General features: G+C 45.9%; 15 protein-coding genes. 8 read left to right on the plus strand and 7 right to left on the minus strand.

Annotated features, from left to right (window positions below; translation table 11 throughout):
• Nucleotides 1-77: 77 nt before the first annotated feature.
• Nucleotides 78-1,085, plus strand: coding sequence for a 3'-5' exoribonuclease YhaM family protein (locus HMPREF1705_RS09780; RefSeq protein WP_009200957.1), 1,008 nt, complete (start codon nt 78-80; stop codon nt 1,083-1,085).
• Here the strand turns inward: HMPREF1705_RS09780 and mobA are convergent.
• Nucleotides 1,056-1,787 (minus strand): molybdenum cofactor guanylyltransferase, encoded by a 732-nt coding sequence (gene mobA / locus HMPREF1705_RS09785; RefSeq protein WP_009200956.1) that lies wholly within the window; start codon nt 1,785-1,787, stop codon nt 1,056-1,058. The two genes, HMPREF1705_RS09780 and mobA, sit on opposite strands and share 30 nt — an antisense overlap.
• Nucleotides 1,788-1,911: 124 nt before the next feature.
• Between mobA and HMPREF1705_RS09790 the strand changes: the two genes are divergently transcribed.
• Nucleotides 1,912-2,940, plus strand: a complete 1,029-nt coding sequence (locus HMPREF1705_RS09790) for a dipeptidase (protein ID WP_009200955.1) — start codon at nt 1,912-1,914, stop codon at nt 2,938-2,940.
• Nucleotides 2,941-2,997: 57 nt separating this feature from the next.
• Here HMPREF1705_RS09790 and HMPREF1705_RS09795 read toward each other — a convergent pair whose 3' ends face one another.
• The gene (locus tag HMPREF1705_RS09795) at nt 2,998-3,516 is read right to left on the minus strand and encodes a nitroreductase family protein (RefSeq protein ID WP_009200954.1); all 519 of its coding nucleotides are present in this window, start codon (nt 3,514-3,516) and stop codon (nt 2,998-3,000) included.
• A 187-nt stretch (nt 3,517-3,703) separates the two neighbouring features.
• On the opposite strand from HMPREF1705_RS09795, the gene HMPREF1705_RS09800 reads away from it, so the two are divergent.
• The 5 genes from HMPREF1705_RS09800 (at nt 3,704) to HMPREF1705_RS09820 (ending at nt 11,426) form a co-directional block, all read left to right on the plus strand.
• Nucleotides 3,704-5,287, plus strand: coding sequence for a glucan biosynthesis protein (locus tag HMPREF1705_RS09800; protein WP_040347952.1), 1,584 nt, complete (start codon nt 3,704-3,706; stop codon nt 5,285-5,287).
• Entirely contained in the window at nt 5,275-7,665 is a 2,391-nt protein-coding gene (gene mdoH, locus HMPREF1705_RS09805; RefSeq protein ID WP_009200952.1) for a glucans biosynthesis glucosyltransferase MdoH, read from the plus strand. The genes HMPREF1705_RS09800 and mdoH overlap by 13 nt, the downstream gene beginning before the upstream one ends.
• Before the next feature lie 143 nt (nt 7,666-7,808).
• Nucleotides 7,809-8,531 (plus strand): endonuclease/exonuclease/phosphatase family protein, encoded by a 723-nt coding sequence (locus HMPREF1705_RS09810; protein ID WP_009200951.1) that lies wholly within the window; start codon nt 7,809-7,811, stop codon nt 8,529-8,531.
• A gap of 27 nt (nt 8,532-8,558) precedes the next feature.
• A complete protein-coding gene (cls, locus tag HMPREF1705_RS09815; RefSeq protein WP_040347948.1) occupies nt 8,559-10,022 on the plus strand; it encodes a cardiolipin synthase in 1,464 nt (487 codons plus the stop codon).
• Nucleotides 10,023-10,046: 24 nt separating this feature from the next.
• Nucleotides 10,047-11,426 carry an MFS transporter gene (locus tag HMPREF1705_RS09820; RefSeq protein WP_040347945.1) on the plus strand — a complete coding sequence of 460 codons (1,380 nt, stop codon included), beginning with the start codon at nt 10,047-10,049 and terminating at the stop codon, nt 11,424-11,426.
• A gap of 113 nt (nt 11,427-11,539) precedes the next feature.
• On the opposite strand, the gene HMPREF1705_RS09825 is transcribed toward HMPREF1705_RS09820, so the two are convergent.
• Nucleotides 11,540-11,803 carry a hypothetical protein gene (locus HMPREF1705_RS09825; protein WP_040347942.1) on the minus strand — a complete coding sequence of 88 codons (264 nt, stop codon included), beginning with the start codon at nt 11,801-11,803 and terminating at the stop codon, nt 11,540-11,542.
• 110 nt (nt 11,804-11,913) lie between these two features.
• On the opposite strand from HMPREF1705_RS09825, the gene HMPREF1705_RS09830 reads away from it, so the two are divergent.
• On the plus strand, nt 11,914-12,567 hold the full coding sequence (locus HMPREF1705_RS09830; RefSeq protein ID WP_009200947.1) for a lactate utilization protein: 654 nt from the start codon (nt 11,914-11,916) through the stop codon (nt 12,565-12,567).
• A 174-nt stretch (nt 12,568-12,741) separates the two neighbouring features.
• Here the strand turns inward: HMPREF1705_RS09830 and HMPREF1705_RS09835 are convergent, their stop codons facing one another.
• The 4 genes from HMPREF1705_RS09835 to trkA form a co-directional block, all read right to left on the minus strand.
• On the minus strand, nt 12,742-13,890 hold the full coding sequence (locus HMPREF1705_RS09835) for a DmpA family aminopeptidase (protein ID WP_009200946.1): 1,149 nt from the start codon (nt 13,888-13,890) through the stop codon (nt 12,742-12,744).
• Nucleotides 13,891-13,989: 99 nt separating this feature from the next.
• Nucleotides 13,990-14,955, minus strand: coding sequence for a DMT family transporter (locus HMPREF1705_RS09840; protein ID WP_009200945.1), 966 nt, complete (start codon nt 14,953-14,955; stop codon nt 13,990-13,992).
• 87 nt (nt 14,956-15,042) lie between these two features.
• Complete coding sequence (locus HMPREF1705_RS09845) at nt 15,043-16,497, minus strand: TrkH family potassium uptake protein (protein ID WP_009200944.1); 1,455 nt, start codon at nt 16,495-16,497, stop codon at nt 15,043-15,045.
• 2 nt (nt 16,498-16,499) lie between these two features.
• Nucleotides 16,500-17,891, minus strand: coding sequence for a Trk system potassium transporter TrkA (trkA, locus tag HMPREF1705_RS09850; protein WP_040347939.1), 1,392 nt, complete (start codon nt 17,889-17,891; stop codon nt 16,500-16,502).
• Nucleotides 17,892-17,910: the final 19 nt, after the last annotated feature.

The following is a 17,910-nucleotide window of genomic DNA, read 5'->3' on the forward strand; positions in this document are numbered from 1 at the left end:
GGTATAAAATGATGCTGAAGAGTCCGTGAAATACGAAAGGTCATGATGAGACCGATAAACAAGATAGGGTGATATAGATGTCTGATGAAAGCTGTTTGCTCATTGCTGACATAAAAGAAAACAAGAAATCGGGAGATAAGTTTAAAGCTGTCGGCCTATTGGCTACGGCCAAACTCAAAAAAGACAAAAACGACAAGCCTTACTGGGACTTGACGATCATGGACGCTAGCGGAACTTTAAATGCCAAGGCGTGGTCTGATAGCAAATGGTGGGATGCCCGATGCGGCGAGAAGAAGTTTTTAACTTTAGATGAATTGGCCGAGATGGACTGCATCTCAAAACAACCTGTGGGAATATTTGGGGTTGTTTCGAAGTTCAAGCAGAAGCTTCAGTATCATGTAAATCAAGTATATCTTCTGGACTCCGACAAATATCCTCCGGAATCCTTCGTCGAAAAATCGCCCGTTCCCGTCGAACAAATGGAGACAGATTTTTGGGAGATAGTCGGTGAATGCGGTGACCCCATACAAACCTTTTTGCTTCAACTTTTCAGCGGCAGCTTATGGGAACAGTTCAAAATAGCTCCCGCTGCGGTGAAAAACCACCACGCTTATGTCCACGGTCTCCTTGAACATACGCTTGACGTAACTAAAAGCGCCAGATCGATAGGTGTCTCCTATTTGAAAAAGGGACTAAAGATAGATATGGACGTTTTAACTGCCGGTGCCTTGCTCCACGACATCGGTAAACTGGAGGCTTACTCCATAGATTTGATCCCTCAAATTACACTGCAGGGAGCCGTCATAGATCACATTCCTTTGGGTTACTCCATCTTTATGGAGCATGCCAAAAAATACGCCTTGGACGAAGAGACAGCTTTGGCAATTGGCCACATCATAATAAGCCATCACGGAAAGAAGGAATACGGCTCTCCCGTGTTGCCCAGCTCGCCTGAGGCCCTGATAGTCTCTGCAGCCGATGAGCTCGATTTTCTCATTTACTGTTGGGATGCAGCCTCTCCTACGGACGATCTTGCTTTGTCCGAATACAATGGGCTAGCTCAGAGGCGTTTCTGGAAGTCTTAAATTACGAAAATCCGACTCATTAACGAAGATCTCTTCAAATCCTCCGTGAGGATAAGGAAGAAGCATTTTTTCTGCTCTTGCCAGGTCGTAAAAGTCATTTATGTTAAAAAAGGACCTATGGTAATTTTTAACTGCATTCATATCGCTTTCTTCCGAGATGGATAAATTTACGAAAGGATAAAAGTCCTTTATCTTTCTTTTGCCATGGCCGTATATGATTTCGGCTTCTTTTAAACAAGAACGGTGATAAAAGGCGTGCAAAGGCTCTAAAAAACCCTTAAATCGCGGCACCACTGCTTGCGAATTCCCATTTTTAAGGCCGTAAATATGTTTAACCAGGGATCTATTGATGAAAGGCATGTCGCATCCTGCCAGAAAAAGCCACTCCTTTTTCGAGACCCTCAAAGCCTCCAAAAGTCCCAGCAGAGGCCCTTGACCTGCATCCGAATCACATATTACGTTAATGTGATAGCATGGCGGCATGGATGAATGAATTGATAGAATTCGGTCGTAATCGCAGCGTGAGGTCACGACAATTATATCGTCAAAAATTTTGCTCATGTTTTGCAATACCAACTCCAGCAGGTAGGTGTGGCCCAATTTGATAAACGCCTTATTATGACCTACCCTTGAGCCTTTGCCGCCTGCAAGAATTACGGCGGTTACATCGCTAAGAGCATCTTCTTTCGCTTTAAGATCCACTTCAAGATCACCGCTATTTAAAGGACTGTTTTTGTATTATATAATCATCACGATGCTTAAAGCAAATATGTTCCGACTTGAAATTAAAATAAATACATGATGATCTGAAGGAGGAATATTTACGATGGATCGCGATTTTCTCGCAGAGGCAAAAGAGCTTCATAAAAAATACTTCGTTGCCGATGTCCATTACGACTTGCTCCCACTGGTATGGGAAAGGCGCCAGAGAGGCGAAAGAAAGGTTATAAAAAATCATTACATTCCCTCTTTTAAAGAGGGAGGTGTCGATTTAGTGGTATCATCGCTTTTCATTTCCGACGAATATCTGCCGGAAATGGCTTTGAGGCGAGCCTTGGATTACGTAAGTGCGTTACATCAGGAGATGGAAGAAAGCCCTGGGCTTTTTGCGCTTTGTCGAAATACAGATGAAATAAAGCGGGCTAGATCATCGGGAATGGTGGCCTTGTTGCTTTCCTTCGAGGGGGCAGAACCGCTGGGCAACGATATAAACCTGCTCAGGATATTTTACGAACTGGGGGTCAGGGGTTTGGGGATCGTTTGGAGCAGGAGAAATTATGCAGCAGACGGCTGTCACTTTGAGGCAAAAGAAGAGGGCCGAAAGGGAGGGCTGACGAACTTCGGAGTGCAACTGCTTCGGGAGGCCGAAAGGCTTGGAATGTACGTAGACATAAGCCACTTGAACGACGAAGGTTTAGATGACGTCTTAAAATTTAGCAATAAACCTCTACTGGCCTCACACTCAAACTGCAGAAAACTTGTCCCATCCATGCGCAACCTCAGGGATGAACAAATCCTAGAAATTGCAAAACGGGGCGGCGTCATTGGCATGAACGCCTATAGCAAATTTATCAAAGATGACGACGAAAACATCAATGCCAAGGATCTGGCGGATCATGTATGTCATATATACGAACTTGTGAGATCCTACGAGAATATTTGTTATGGCTTTGATTTCTGTGACGAGATCCACCAGCTGTCAGGGTCGGAGAGCAAGGGCTATGATTGCATTAAAGGCCACAGTCGCTGCTTTGAGCTGACTGCCGAACTCATCGCAAGGGGGATTGACGAAAAGGAAATTGCAGGAGTAATGGGCGAAAACTTTCTTAGATTTCTGGAAGTTACCATAGGCTAGGGGGACGAAAATGGGGCGAGGTCCGTCGTGTCGCAATTTGAAACCTCGCCCTATTTTTTACCATTTATTTAAATGAATCTTGTCCCACCTGAGTTCGGTCGAGTCATGAGGAGCTTTTTCTTCGGCGGGATAGCCTATCGCGATAAGACAAACCACTCTGTATTCTCTCGGAATGTTCAATAAGGCGCGGACGTAATCTTCTGCGCTCACTTCCTGCGAATGCATGCGGTTTCTTATCTGTATCCAACAAGACCCCAATCCAAGGGACAGGGCAGTTAACTGCACTATAATAGCAGCTATGGATGCATCCTCTATCCAGGTATCGTTTGCCTTTTCGTTCCCGAGCACTACAAGACATAAGGGTGCTTCCTTTAAAAATGCGGAGCTTTGCCCCCTTGCGTCGGCTAATCTGCCAATCATATCCTTGTCGTCCACGAAGATGAATTCCCAGGAGTGTAAATTTTTCGAGGTAGGCGACAGAAGGGCAGCCTCCTTTAGCATTTCCAGCTTTTCTCTTTCTACGGGTATGTTTTTGAATCGCCTGATGCTCCTTCTTTTTTTCAAAAGTTCGATCATATTTACCTCTCTCCTTCCATTTGATTGTACTTACAATATAGGAGTGTCGAGCGATTGTCCAAGGGTTGATTACGTCGTTTGTCGGATGCTTTTAGATTTAACGTATATATGCTATAAATGCTTGCGGCCAAATGGGGCATAGCAACTGTTATTTTTTTGGCTTGAGGTTTGAAGGGAGTGTATTTTGGTGAGGAGCAAAATTTTAATGCTGGTAGCTGCGTTTTTTATATTGAGCTGTTTTCTTTCTTTGAAAATACATGTTGCTTACGGAAATGCGAGATCCATAGATCATCAGATAAAACGTCTAGAAGAAGATGTGTGGAAGAAGGCACAGGATCTCTCGCTATCTGCCTATGAAGAGCCAACGTTAAATTTGCCCGATCCCATCGCAAACCTGACTTACGATCAGTGGCGCGATATTCGATTCAAACCCGAACAATCCCTTTGGAGGGGCAGCGATTCCATGTTTGAACTGAGGTTTTATCATTTGGGATTTCTTTATAAAACTCCTGTCAAGATCAATTTGGTAACTTCCGAAGGGATTGAGGAATTTCCCTTCGACGTAAGCCTCTTTGATTACGGGAAAAATGCATTATCCCCGGAAAACCTAAATAACTTAGGCTTTGCGGGATTCAGAATTCACTACCCTCTCAATAGAGATGATTATTACGATGAGCTCATCTCATTTTTAGGGGCGAGTTATTTTAGAGCTCTCGGAAAGGGGCAACGTTATGGCCTTTCGGCAAGGGGGCTGGCGGTAGATACAGCATTACCCAAGGGCGAAGAATTTCCCTTTTTTAAGGAGTTTTGGATCGTCAAGCCACCCAAGAAATCGAGAAACATAACAGTTTTTGCCTTATTAGACAGTCCAAGCCTCACAGGAGCATACAAATTTTACATTCAACCTGGCGAAAAGACGGCGGTAGACGTAAAAGCCTCAATATTCAGGAGAAAGGACGTTGAAAAGCTTGGCATTGCTCCCATGACCAGCATGTTCTATTACGGCGAAAACAGCATTTCCCTGCCCGATGACTATAGGCCTGAAGTCCACGATTCGGACGGATTGCTTATAGCCTATGAAAACGGAGATTGGGAGTGGAGACCTCTTCGCAATTTACCGCGCTTGGACGTGACGAGTTTACCTGCTAACAATGTAGCCGGATTTGGGCTGTTGCAGCGTGATATTGACTTCGACCATTATCAGGATCTGGAAGCTCGATATGACCTACGGCCAAGCCTTTGGATTGCCCCAAGGGGAAGCTGGGGAAAAGGGCGTGTTGAATTGATCGAGATTCCCACTAACTGGGAAACGACGGACAATATAGTCGCCTTTTGGGTGCCCGAGGAGCTTCCTCCCCTGGGTGAGCCTGTAGATATTTCCTATCGAATGAGCTGGCATTTGCCCCTAGGTTCTCCTCACGGACTCGGTTACGTTGTTGCCACTAGAACGGGAAAGGGAAGCGGTGACAATACTCGGTTATTCGTGGTCGATTTTATCGGCAAGGCTGTCGAGGAAATTCCTGCCGACACAGGGTTGACAGCGGTTGTCAAGGTCTCTGATGGCGGAGAACTTGTAGAAAAGGTTTTGACAAAAAACGAAGTCACCGGTGGATGGAGGCTCGCAATTCAGGTAAAGGCCAAAACCGTAGGCGCCATAGAGCAGCTGCAGCCCGATAAACGTCCTAAAATAGAAATTCAGGCCTTTTTAAAAAGGGGCGACAATTTGCCTGATCTGTTAACCGAAAAGTGGAGTTATCTATGGCAGCTTTAGCTTTGACATTTACGAAACGAGTGCTCAACTATATTTGGATTTTGGGAGTTACCACTACTCGCTCCCTTGAGATCGCTATTGAGTTTTTACATCAGATCCCTTCCAAGGGCAATTCTACGTTTAGAATGTTCGACGACCTTATCGCAAAGCTGAAAGGAGACTTAGAAGAAGAGCCGTCCTTGGTCGACAGACCCCGTTGGCCGAAACTAAAGGAAAAGATCTTACCTCTTTTGCTGAACAAAGGATACGGCGGCATCGCCTCTGCTCCGCCCGTAAACAGATCGTCCATGGTCCCGAGGGATTTTATGGTCAAGTTCGGCAATCTCTTCGAGACTTCTAAGAATGGAGCCACCTGGGAAGGGACTGCTAATCGAAGAAGGACTCTTCTCGCGGCCTTGGTAGTCGGTTCTACGGCGCTTTCAACCCATTTTATGAGTTTAGTCATTCAGTTCAAAGACCGAGAAATTTTGGGTTACTTAATGTTGATAACCTTCGCGATTCTTTTTGCCTGGATTTCCGTCGGATTTTGGACAGCTCTCGCCGGGTTGGTATCGATTTTAAGGGGAGTAGATCGCTATGCTCCAAGCGCTTCGAGAAGGAAGATCGACGAACGTACTAAAGTTGCGCTGGTTTTTCCCATTTACAACGAAGATACCGGCAGGGTCTTCGCCGGAATAGAGGCTACCTACAGGTCTCTCGAGAAAACTGGCATGTTGAAACATTATGATTTTTACATATTAAGCGATAGCAATGACCCCAACGCGTGGGTAAGCGAGGAGATGGCTTGGGCCGAGTGGCGCGAACGGTTAAACGCTGAAGGCAAACTTTTTTATCGAAGAAGGACGAGAAACATCAAAAAGAAGAGCGGAAATATAGCGGATTTCTGCAGGCGTTGGGGGAAAAATTATAAATATATGGTTGTTTTCGACGCCGACAGCGTCATGAGCGGAAATATACTGACGGAGATGACTTCAATTATGGAGGCCAACCCGAGACTGGGCATTTTGCAAAGCGCCCCCAAAGCTGTGGGAAGACGCTCGCTTTATGGACGCATACAACAGTTTGCAAGCTATATCTACGGTCCGATCTTCGCCGCAGGTTTAAGCTTCTGGCAGCTTGGAGATGCTCAATACTGGGGACATAACGCCATCATTAGAGTTAAGCCCTTCATGGAAAATTGTGCCTTGCCGAGGCTTCCGGGCGATCCACCCCTGGGAGGAGAGATATTGAGCCACGATTTCGTAGAGGCAGCCCTCATGCGAAGGGCTGGATACGAAGTGTGGCTTTCCTACGATTTGGAGGGAAGTTACGAAGAAACTCCTCCAACGCTGCTTGAAGAATTGTCCAGGGATAGGCGTTGGTGTCAGGGCAATCTGCAACATTTGAGGCTCTTTTTGCTCAAGGGCATAATACCGGCACATCGTTTTCTTTTTTTGAACGGAGTTATGATATATGGTTCTGGATTGCTCTGGTTTTGTTTTATATTCATGAGCTCTTTGCAGGCGCTGCTCGACGTTTGGGTCGAACCCGTATATTTTCCCAGTGAGTACGCGCTGTTTCCCGAATGGCCCGTATGGTATCCAGGCTGGGCGCTATTTCTTTTCATCGTGACTATCGTGTTGCTTTTTCTTCCGAAGCTTTTTGGCCTTCTGCTTGTGATGGCCAAAGGAAGACCAGAACTTTTCGGAGGCAAGATAAGGTTGACTTTGAGCGTTCTTTTGGAGACGCTTTTTTCCGTTCTCTTTGCCCCTATTAAAATGCTGTTTCACAGCAAATTTCTGTTTTTTACCCTGCTTGGGCAAAAAGTTGGTTGGGGGCCTCAGGAAAGGTCCGACATAGGGATTGCCTGGAAAGATGCCCTTAAATTTCACTGGAGCAACATGGTGATAGGTCTTTTGTGGGGCGCTATAGTTGGCATGGTGAATCCCTCCTTTTGCGTCTGGCTTTTGCCCATATTGATTTCCTTTGTTCTGTCGGTCTTTCTTTCCGTTTGGACCAGCAGGCCTTCGGTCGGGGAGCGTTTCAGGAAAGCCGGACTTTTCCTGACGCCTCAAGAGGTGGATCCCTCGCCCGAAATGATGACCTTGAACGAAGTCATGTCCGACCCTCCTGCCTGGTTGGAGTGGGGATTTAAATCAGCTCTGTTCGACCCCTGGGTAAATGCCCTACATAGAGGGCTTTTGCGAAAAAACTTCAAAGCTCCGTCAAACTTAACGGAAAAGACCCTTTCGGGAGAAACGGAAAATTTGAATAACAAAGAAACCATGGCAGTTTTAAGCTCTCCTGAGCTGCTTTTTGACCTGCATAAAGCAATATGGAAATCTTCTGAAGATCGATTTACAGATGAATGGCGGGACCGGTTGTCATTCTTTTTATGAGCGCTACGCTTCTTCCACTTGCATTTGGCGGTTTCTATGGTTAATATACCAAGTGAGGAAAACGTTTACCTTAAATAAAAACCTTTATTATTTGTCCTTACGGTTTAAAAAGCGGACGAGGAGGAAAAAAAAGATTGCGTTTTGTGCTTTATAACATACGCTATGCTACGGGGACAGGTTGGGATTACCATATTCCCTTTCCGTTTTGGGGTAGTTTCAGGAAAACTGAAAAGAATTTTGAAGATATATCGGACTTTTTGATAAAACTTAACCCCGATATAGTTGGCTTGGTAGAATCCGATGGAGGTACGTACAGGCAAAACGGCAAAAGCCAGCCCGTGGAGATGGCATCGAAGATTGGTGGGACGCCCATATTCGGATGCAAATATCATCCCAAATCCTTTATCACCAAAGCCCCGGTGCTGAAATTGCAGGGCAATGCGGTTGTCTCCAAAATACCGCCGATAAAATCAAATATTAAATATCTCAGCTTTGGGGTAAAGAGAGCCATGTTGGAAGTGGAATACGATGACTTTGTTCTTTATTTGGTCCATTTGTCTCTCGGGCGCAAGGCAAGAGCAAAACAGTTGGAGGAATTGAGCAGGAAGTGTCTTTCGGCAGACAAGCCCGTTATCCTTGCCGGGGATTGCAATACCTTTGGCGGCGAAGAGGAGCTGGAGCCTTTGATAAGGAAGGTAGGACTTAAAAACGCCAATGCCGACTGCATGCCGACCTATCCCAGCTCATCGCCTCGAATGTTGCTCGATTTCGTTCTCCATAGCCCCAAGATAAAGGTAACTGACCTTTTAATTCCACGGGTAACGTTTTCTGATCACTTGCCCCTTGTGTGCGATTTTGCCCTTTAGCACGAAAATATTATCGAGGTAAGGGATATGCAAGACCTTTCTACCCTGCTTCTTTGGTTGTACAATTTGACCTCATTTTGCATCCGCATAGGAATGCTTTGTTATGTCCCACTTAAACACGAGCCTCCCACAGCCGTGGCATGGTTGTTGGCCATTAATATATGGCCCTGGGGAGGTTTAATTCTCTATTCCCTTTTCGGTTCGACGGGACTGCCCAGGGAAAGGTTGCGGCGGCGCCAAACATTGCTGTCGGAATTAGGCAATGCACTTCATGATATCAGGGTTAAAGTATTACGGGAAGTTAACGACCCGGTCTTAAGGGATCAACAAAAGAGAATCAGCTATATGGCCTATAAAATGGTCGATATGAGTCCGGTAGCCGGCAATAAGATGGAATTGTTGGCCGATTTCGAGGAATATTTGGACAGGTTGTGTCAGGATATAGATGAGGCCGAAAGGTACGTATATCTCCTTTATTACATATTTTCATACGACAAGATGACGAAAAAACTCTTTAATTCGTTGGAATGTGCAGCCAGACGAGGGGTTGAATGTCGTATCCTCGTTGATTCTGTCGGAGCGAAGGAATTTTTACGACAACACACGTATTTACTACGAAGCAGCGGCGTCAAAATTGCCGAGGCTTTACCCTTAAGGTTTCTGAGAAGGACTTCCTTTACTGCAAGATATGACATAAGAAATCACAGGAAAATTGCAATAATCGACGGAAAAGTTGCTTATACCGGTTCTCACAACATCATCGAGCCCTCCTACAATAGAAAAGCCGGGGGACGTGAGTGGCACGACCTTTCTGTGAGGCTAACCGGACCCGTGGTGATTCAGCTTTTAGCAGTATGTTATGAAGACTGGTACGTTGAAACTCATGAAGATGTGCCTCTGGATAAAATGTTGTATTTTCTCCCCAGGCTGAATAAAGAGGGAAATGCTATCGTTCAGACTGTGCCTAGCGGTCCGTCGATGCAGCTGCAAAATTATCAAAGGTTGTTGGTTTTAGCTTTACTGAACGCGGAAAGACGGGTCACTATAACAACTCCCTATTTTATACCCGACAGCGAAACCATGCGCGCCATAGAAACGGCACGCATCATGGATGTAGAAGTGAGGTTAATTGTGCCCGAGAGAGCCGATAAGCTCATAGTGGGCAGCGTCGCCAGGGCCTACTTCTCTCCCCTCCTTGAAATGGGAGTCAAAATTTACCAATATAAAGGAGATATATTACATGCCAAGACCGTTACTGTAGACGATGACTTGGCCTTTCTTGGGACAAGCAACTTCGACATTCGTTCATTCGCTTTGGATTTCGAGGTAGATTTGATTTTTTACAGCCAAGAGGAGATAAATTGCATTCTCGGGGCGCAGGAGGCCTATATGGCCCGATCCAAACTATTACACCCCAACGAATGGGAAAAAAGGCCGGCTCTGGAACGCGTGGTTTATGGAATTACCAAGCTATTCAGTCCATTGTTTTAATTTCTGCTGTGAGGAGTATTTGCCTTGGCGGATAAGTCATTTAAAAGAAGAGTGCTTTTTGTCTCGGCAGCGGCCTCCTTCCTGGGGCCTTTTATGATATCGACGGTAAACATAGCTTTGCCGGTCATAGGTATTTATTTCAAAGCTGACGCTGCAGATCTGGGTTGGGTCGCAACCTCTTACATGCTTGCAACGGCAGCTGCCTTAGTCCCCGTGGGAAGGGCTGCCGACATAATCGGAAGAAGGAAGATCTTTTTGTTGGGCGCTGCCCTTTTGGCGATCTTCAACTTTCTTGCATTGTTTTCCATGAATTTGACTTTCCTTATTTTCTGTCGTCTGCTGCAGGGAATAGGCGGTGCAATGATTGTTACGACGTCGGTTGCCATACTTGCTTCCATTTTTCCGCCAGGAGAGAGAGGAAGGGCTATGGGCATCAATACGGCAGCGACGTATTTGGGATTATCAATGGGGCCCTTCTGCGGCGGGATTTTAGTCCAAAACTTCGGGTGGAAAAGTATCTTCGTTTCAACGGGTGTTTTCAGCTTATTTGTTTTTTATATGATACTTCGTTATATTAAAAGAGAATGGAGGGTCGCCAAAGATGAGCCCTTCGATATATTGGGCAGCGCTTTATATGTCATCTTTTTGTTGTCATTTATGTATGGCATTTTTCTCGTACCTCAGGTTAAAAGCCTTTATTTCATTTCGGCCGGTATCGTAATCGCCCTTCTGTTTCTAAGGCATCAATGGATTATCCCTAATCCTGTATTCAATATAAAGCTATTTCTCGGGAATAGGAGTTTTGCCTTTTCTAATTTGGCTGCCTTAATAAATTACGCGGCAACGGCATCGGTTGCCTTTCTGTTGAGCCTCTATTTGCAATATGTCAAGGGTATGTCTCCACAGTTGGCAGGGTTTGTTTTAGTGATACAACCGGCCATCCAAGCCGGTTTTTCTCCCTTCGCAGGTCGCATGTCGGATAACGTCGAGCCGAGGTACATCGCTTCTGCGGGTATGGCCCTTACGGCGTTGGGCCTCTTTTTCTTGTCGCGATTAAGCCTTGCCACATCCTTTTTTCATTTGATTTTCGCCCTCTGTTTTTTGGGTTTTGGTTTCGCCCTTTTTTCATCACCAAATGTTAACGCCATAATGAGTTCCGTCACAAACGAATATTACGGAGCTGCCTCAAGCACTTTGGCCACTATGCGACTGCTCGGTCAAACGATGAGCCTCGCCTTGGCCACGGCAATATTTTCCGTAAAGCTTGGGAAAGCGCAAATAGCTGCAAACCTCGATCTATTCTTGGGAAGCGTTAATCTGGCGTTTTTTATCTCGGCTATTACTTGTTTGGTAGGTATTTACTTTTCTTACGTCAGGGGCAGGATACATATCGATAAAACTTAAGACGATCTCGTTCAGAAGTCCACGCTATATTGCTGCAAATGCCAGCCTCCTTTTAATCGTAATGCATTTATGGAGTCTGGCATTTGCGATGATAAGCGATACGGCTAAACCGGTTAACCCCAGACCTTCTTCTCGCTTTCCTGCAGAGCCTCATAAAGGAGGGAGATCGTTTTTTGTTTTGATCGCAGAGTTTCCATCAGCTTGTTTTTAATAACCTCGTCTTCGATCATATGCCAAGTACCGGCAAGTCCGCTCATGGAATCGAGTTCGTCCGCCAGGGTTTCTCTGAGTAATTCCGCTATCTCTAAAGGATCGTCCACATGGGAATGATGATGCTCATGTTCAAAATCTCCCTCGGAAGTGACAACTTTACACATCAATATCCTCTCCTTCATCATGAAATCATTCGCCAATTAATGTTATCATTTTAATGGTAGGAGTCAAGCTGAAGTAATTTTATTCACAAAATATAGAGGAGGGATATTGCATGGCCGATTGGGAAAGGTTCAGAAAAAATCATTATGATCTTTTGGGTAACGCTATGGTGAAAAACTTAGAGAAAAAGGGCTATAAGGCCCTATATGTGGCAACGGCCGATAAAGCCAAGGATTCGGTACTGGGATTGATACCCGAAGGTGCCAGCGTTGGCATTCCGGGAAGCGTGACGATAAGGGAATTGGGCCTGCTTGAAGAGTTGGAAAAAAGAGGCAACCAGGTTGTCCACCATTGGGATCCGAGCCTTGCGGGAGAGGAGAGATTAAAGAGGCTTCGCGATGAGCTTTTGTGCGACGTATTTTTGACGAGCGCCAATGCTATCACCATTGACGGGACTATCGTTAACATCGACGGAAACGGCAACAGGGTTGCCGGAATGGCATGGGCTATGGGGAAGATAATATATGTCATCGGAATGAATAAAGTTTGCCCCGGTGATGTAGATGCGGCTATAGCACGCGTTAAAAACTTCGCTACTCCGCCTAACGCAATGCGACTTAATATCAAAACACCCTGCGCTTCCCTTGGCTATTGTGTGGACTGCGATTCGCCCGAGCGGGTTTGCCGTGCCATGCTCGTGCTGGAAAGGGCTCCTTCCGGGCGGGAATGTCATGTAATTTTAGTGGGCGAGACGCTAGGGTTTTAGTATACACAATAGGTCGGGCGATTATAGTGATACCCGACCTGTTTTTAAGATTCGTAAGGCAGCGGCTATCAAGACCGTCATGGATGAGCTCAAAAGAAACCTGGATGTTGTAGATGCATGTCTTGGATTGTGTGAAGGAGGGATCGTTCAACCGCTTTTAGAATCGCATAAAAGTTAACGTCTATGTTTTTTTATAGTTTTTATTACTTTGTTTATATCTATGCCTTCTCTGACATTGCCGTCTCGTCCCACCACAGTTGTGGCCTTTAAAATGGAGTTCACCGCCGCTTCTTCGACAGCTTCGACCGTTGCCAGAAACAGCGGCGAAAGGGCCTCATTGGTTACCGTAGTACCTCGCAGGGTCAGTTTGTCGGTCTCGTGGAAAACGGTATGGGCTGTTGAAAAGGCTACGAAGAAGTCTCCGGACCCGTTGCTTCCGTAAAATCCCATCCGGGCAAGTCCTAAAACTGCCCGTTTTGCAACGCGCATCAGCCCTCTGTGAAACAGTGGCGCATCCGTGGCTATGACGACCATGACGGATCCGCCAAGCTCTTTTTCAAAGAGAGGACCGCAAATTCGCTGATTTGTATTTTCAGAGTAAGGAAGATGGCCCAATTCTCTTCCGACAGGAGCTCCGTCGATTGTCAGGGCGCCGTCAAAGTTTGTAAGCGCCAAAGCCCCAATGGTATAACTGCCCAATTCGGGAGGAAGAAGACGGGACGACGTCCCGATTCCACCCTTCCATCCCATACAAGAACTCCCCGTTCCGGCACCGACGACGCCCTCCTCCACCGCACCCGACCTTGCTTCCTTTAAGGCTTCGTGGACGTGTTCTTTTTTGACGTGGCGTCCTTGGATGTCGTTTAAAAATCCATCGTTTATCTCTCCCACAACCGGATTGACCGTGCAGGTTTGAATGCCGATCTCTGGATTTTGCGTTATCATCCAATCTATGAGCGCATCCGCCACAAGCGGGACGTTCAAAGTATTAGTAAGAAGTATCGGTGTCTCCAGATTTCCTACCTCGTTTATCTGGTGTAATCCCGTTGATTTTCCGAAGCCGTTAAAGACGAAAGCTGCAGCCGGTAGCTTTTCCTTGAAAATATTGCCCTCGTGAGGAACGATAGCAGTTACTCCCGTCCGCACGGGTCCCCTTCCCGGTTTTAAGGCTCCTTCGCCTTCAATCAAAGTGCAATGTCCCACCTTAACTCCTTTTACGTCGGTAATAGCGTTGTAATTCCCCGGAGGAAATACTCCAATATTTACGTTAATATCTCTGGCTCTTGGGCGTTCTTTTATATTTTTATCAGTTATTTTCTCCAAAGTAATTTCTCCTTAAGAATTATTATATCCCGGCACGACTTGAAATAGCGCCAATTCTCTGCCTACACTCGCACATGATCTTTTCCTCGTCCAATGTCTTTATTTCTTTGAGTTAGATATACGAGTGCTGTTTTGTTCGCGAGCATCTTCATTAATTCTGGCATTAGATGGGCGGACAAACCTCTTTAGGATAAAAGCCTCGAGTTCGGTGATTACGACCCCGGCAAATACGATCATTCCGCCCAGGACGACCTGTGCGTTTACTAGCTCTTCACCAATGAGAACGGCGAATACGTAGCCGGAGGGGCTTTCCAGGGAAAGTAACACGGCTGCGTGCACCTCGGGGCTATATCTTTGGGCGATGGTCTGCATTAAAAAGGGAATTACGGTGACGAATAAAACTACGTAGAAAATGCCCAACCAGGCTTTGAGCGGAACCGCTTGAAAGGAGGGAAAGGGTTCGATCAAAGACGCTGAAACCGTCAGGATCACGCTTGCCGAAGCCATCTGAAGGAACGTCAATGCTGCGGGATCTATTCTTCGGCTCAGGTTGCCCACGAAAAGAACGTGGAGCGCGCACCCCAGAGCAAGCAGCAGAGAAAGCGCGTCTCCTAAGTTAAAACTCATTCCGGGAGTAAATCCCATCACTAGAAGTCCGGCAGTTGCCAGAACCGCTCCAACTGTAGCGACAGGCGACGGCATTTTTCTGTAAAATAGTGCGTACAATATGGGCACCATTACGACATAGCTACCTGTTATGAAAGATTGTTTCCCGGGAGTTGTAAAGAGCAGTCCGATGATGTGAGCCACAAAGGTACCTGCCAGCAAAGCTCCCAAGAGACACCCTAAAATGATATCTTGCTTGTTTAAAAGGGATAATCTTGAGTGAAAGAGCAAATAAAGAATACCTGCAGTCAGGAGAAAGCGAACCGACAGCAACCAAAGGGGCGACATAAAACCAAGTAACCAGTTTGTCGTTCCAAAGCCGGATCCCCAAAGTATGGCCGTAATCAAAAGCGCCATATCCGCTAAAATTACGGTTTTTCTGCTGCTTGTCACAGTCATCTCATTTCTCCAAAGGTTTCTTTATTTCGTACACTGCATATTCATTATACATCATTATCTGTGTAAGGGTAAGAAAGGATACAGAAATCATCTTTTCCACGTGTCAGGCAAAAAGAGCGCCATCATTGGATAAAGTTCCAGACGTCCAAAGAGCATACAGAAGGAAAGTATCCATTTGACCGGCATAGCCAGATCTGCGTAATTATCCATGGGTCCCACGTTGCCCAGTCCCGGTCCGATATTCCCGAGGGTAGCAGCCACAGCGGCTATGGCAGTGATCAAATCTACTCCCAACAATGTTAGCAGGAGAAAGGAAATCACGAATACGATTACATACAGCGATAAAAAGGCCAAGATGGATAGGACAATGCCCCATTCCACAGTTTTGCCATTGAGCCTCATCGAATAGTGAGCCCGGGGATGAATCAATGTCTTAAGCTCGATACCGACATGTTTGAGCAGGATCATGAGTCTTACAACTTTCATTCCTCCACCGGTCGATCCGGCGCATCCTCCTATCAACATGAGGATGAGCAATAAGGACTGGGCATAAACTGGCCACTGTTCGTAGTCGGCCGTTACAAAGCCCGTGGTCGTCATAATGCTGATGGATTGGAAAGAAACGTAACGAATCGTTTTGGAGACGCTATCGTAAATATTGTTTTTAAACAATATTAGAGATATTGTAACGATGGCTCCTAAAATGACTATAAGATAAAATCTGAATTCATCATCCCGCCACCATGCGTTTAGATCGCGTCTTGCCAACAATCTGTAATGCAATGCAAAGTTAGCACCCGCCATGAACATAAATATAGTGACAACAGAATCGACGTAAAGGGAGTTGTATTGTCCTACGCTCCCGTTCAAAGGAGAAAAACCCCCCGTTGCCATTGTGCCGAATGTATGGGTAAGAGCTTCAAAGGGAGACAAACCTCCGACATACAAAAGAAAGGCCTCAAGAGCGCTTAAAAATAAGTAAACTCCCCACAAAAGAAGAGCAGTATGATGTATTCTGGGCGTCAGTTTTTCGGGCACCGGCCCGGGCACCTCTGCGCGAAAAAGTTGACGTCCTCCCACTCCCAGGAAGGGAAGGACGGCCAATCCCAAAACGATGATCCCCATACCGCCTAACCAATGGGTTAGGCTTCTCCAAAAAAGTATTCCTCTGCCGTTGGCCTCTATATCAGTCAGTACTGTAGATCCTGTGGTTGTAAAACCCGATACGGCCTCGAAAAAGGCATCAGTATAGTTGGGAAGGGCTCCGGAAAGCCAAAAAGGTAAGGCCCCTATGGCAGAAACCGAAAGCCAGGATAACCCTACTATCGCCAGCGCTTCCCTTGGCCTCATATCAGTCGAGGTGGAATTGCTGCCAGCAAAAAGCAAAATTACGCTTATGGCAATTCCGATTATCATCGAAGAAAATATAGGACCGACTTCGGAAGAATTGTCTAAGTAAGCCCATGCAAGGGGCCACAACATAAAAAGCGATACTACTCCTACGATTAGTCCCAAAATTTTCGCTACGATATTGAAGCGCATGGCTATAGTCTCTTGGCACCTTTTTTATTTTCTTTTATAAACATGGACAATATTTTGTCTTCATTGGGTGCATTTATATAGAGCAATATTCTATCTTTCGGTTTCAACACAGTCATTCCGCCGGGAACAAAAATTTCATCGTTTCGTTGGACCAGGACTATAATAGCATAAGGGTACAGATGCAGATCTATAATTTTCTTACCTGCGACAGGAGATCCTTCGCCTATCACCAGATCAACCATCTCGGCATTGATTTGTTTCACCGTGGACATAATAGCTCCTTTGGTATTCAGCGTCACATAGCGCATTATGGCTGCCACGAGGGCTTCATGTGGGTTCACCATAGCATCGAGAGAAAGCCGATTCTCAAGTTTTCTATATGTTTCGTGCCTGACAACGGCGATAGATTTTTTTGCGCCAAGTTCCTTGGCCAAAATTGCCACAAGTATATTTAGCTCATCATTTGCCGTTGTCGCAACAAAACCATCTACATCGTCTATGCCTTCACTAAGTAAAACATCTTCATCGGCTACGTTCCCCTGGAGGATAAGGGTTTTGGTCAATTCACTCGACAACCGCTGACATTTCTGAGGATCGAGATCTATTAAACGGACGTCGATGTCTTTATAATTATTCTCAAATCTCCTGGCAACTTGAAAACCTATCTTCCCTCCTCCGGCTACCATTATGCGTTTTAATTTGAAATCCTCCTTGATGCCAAACAGACGCTCGAGTAAATGGGCATCTTTTTTCAGCGAAACGACATAGCATAGATCTCCCTCTGCCAATATTGTATTTCCGCGGGGTATAAAACCTTCCTTACTTTGTCTTTCCACGTATACAATTAGGGCATTCACGTCCGGACGAAGCTCCCTCACTTCTTTTAAGGGGCGGCCTGCCATAAGTGCTCCTTTTTTGATTCTCATTGCATATAAAGAAGCAATGCCGTCCCACAGCTCGTCGGAGACGATAATCGAGCTCATGGATAGCATGTTTTCTATAACTCCCGCTACGGATCTTTCGGGAGAGATCATTTCATCTATACCTATTGCATCGGCCCAAATGCGGTTATCGGTGAACTCAAGGTTTCTGGCTCTGGATATGGTGTGCTTAACCCCGGCTTTTTTAGCGATCCAGCATGACAAGATATTAACTTCGTCCCTATCGGTACATGCGATCAGCAAAGAAACGTCTCCGCCCTCATGTATGCCGGCCTGAGCCAGAATTTGCGGTCTGGCGCCGTTGCCTGTGATGACCATAACGTCAAGCATTTCATCGATTTTAGCTGCCCTTTCTTCATCATGCTCAATTACGATGACGTCATGTCCTAGGTCGACCAATTTCTTCGCCACATTGAAGCCAACGTTCCCTCCGCCAACAACCACGGTTCGCACCGTGAATCACCCTTCCTAT

The organism is Acetomicrobium hydrogeniformans ATCC BAA-1850 (assembly GCF_000160455.2).
Classification (GTDB): Bacteria; Synergistota; Synergistia; order Synergistales; family Acetomicrobiaceae; genus Acetomicrobium; species Acetomicrobium thermoterrenum.

Bases quoted from the DNA above. Each gene is read 5' to 3' on its own strand.
- HMPREF1705_RS09825 (WP_040347942.1), bottom strand. From the start codon at position 11,803: ATGTGTAAAGTTGTCACTTCCGAGGGAGATTTTGAACATGAGCATCAT.
- cls (WP_040347948.1), top strand. From the start codon at position 8,559: ATGCAAGACCTTTCTACCCTGCTTCTTTGGTTGTACAATTTGACCTCA.
- HMPREF1705_RS09845 (WP_009200944.1), bottom strand. From the start codon at position 16,497: ATGCGCTTCAATATCGTAGCGAAAATTTTGGGACTAATCGTAGGAGTA.
- HMPREF1705_RS09830 (WP_009200947.1), top strand. From the start codon at position 11,914: ATGGCCGATTGGGAAAGGTTCAGAAAAAATCATTATGATCTTTTGGGT.
- HMPREF1705_RS09795 (WP_009200954.1), bottom strand. From the start codon at position 3,516: ATGATCGAACTTTTGAAAAAAAGAAGGAGCATCAGGCGATTCAAAAAC.
- mdoH (WP_009200952.1), top strand. From the start codon at position 5,275: ATGGCAGCTTTAGCTTTGACATTTACGAAACGAGTGCTCAACTATATT.
- HMPREF1705_RS09790 (WP_009200955.1), top strand. From the start codon at position 1,912: ATGGATCGCGATTTTCTCGCAGAGGCAAAAGAGCTTCATAAAAAATAC.
- HMPREF1705_RS09840 (WP_009200945.1), bottom strand. From the start codon at position 14,955: ATGACTGTGACAAGCAGCAGAAAAACCGTAATTTTAGCGGATATGGCG.
- HMPREF1705_RS09780 (WP_009200957.1), top strand. From the start codon at position 78: ATGTCTGATGAAAGCTGTTTGCTCATTGCTGACATAAAAGAAAACAAG.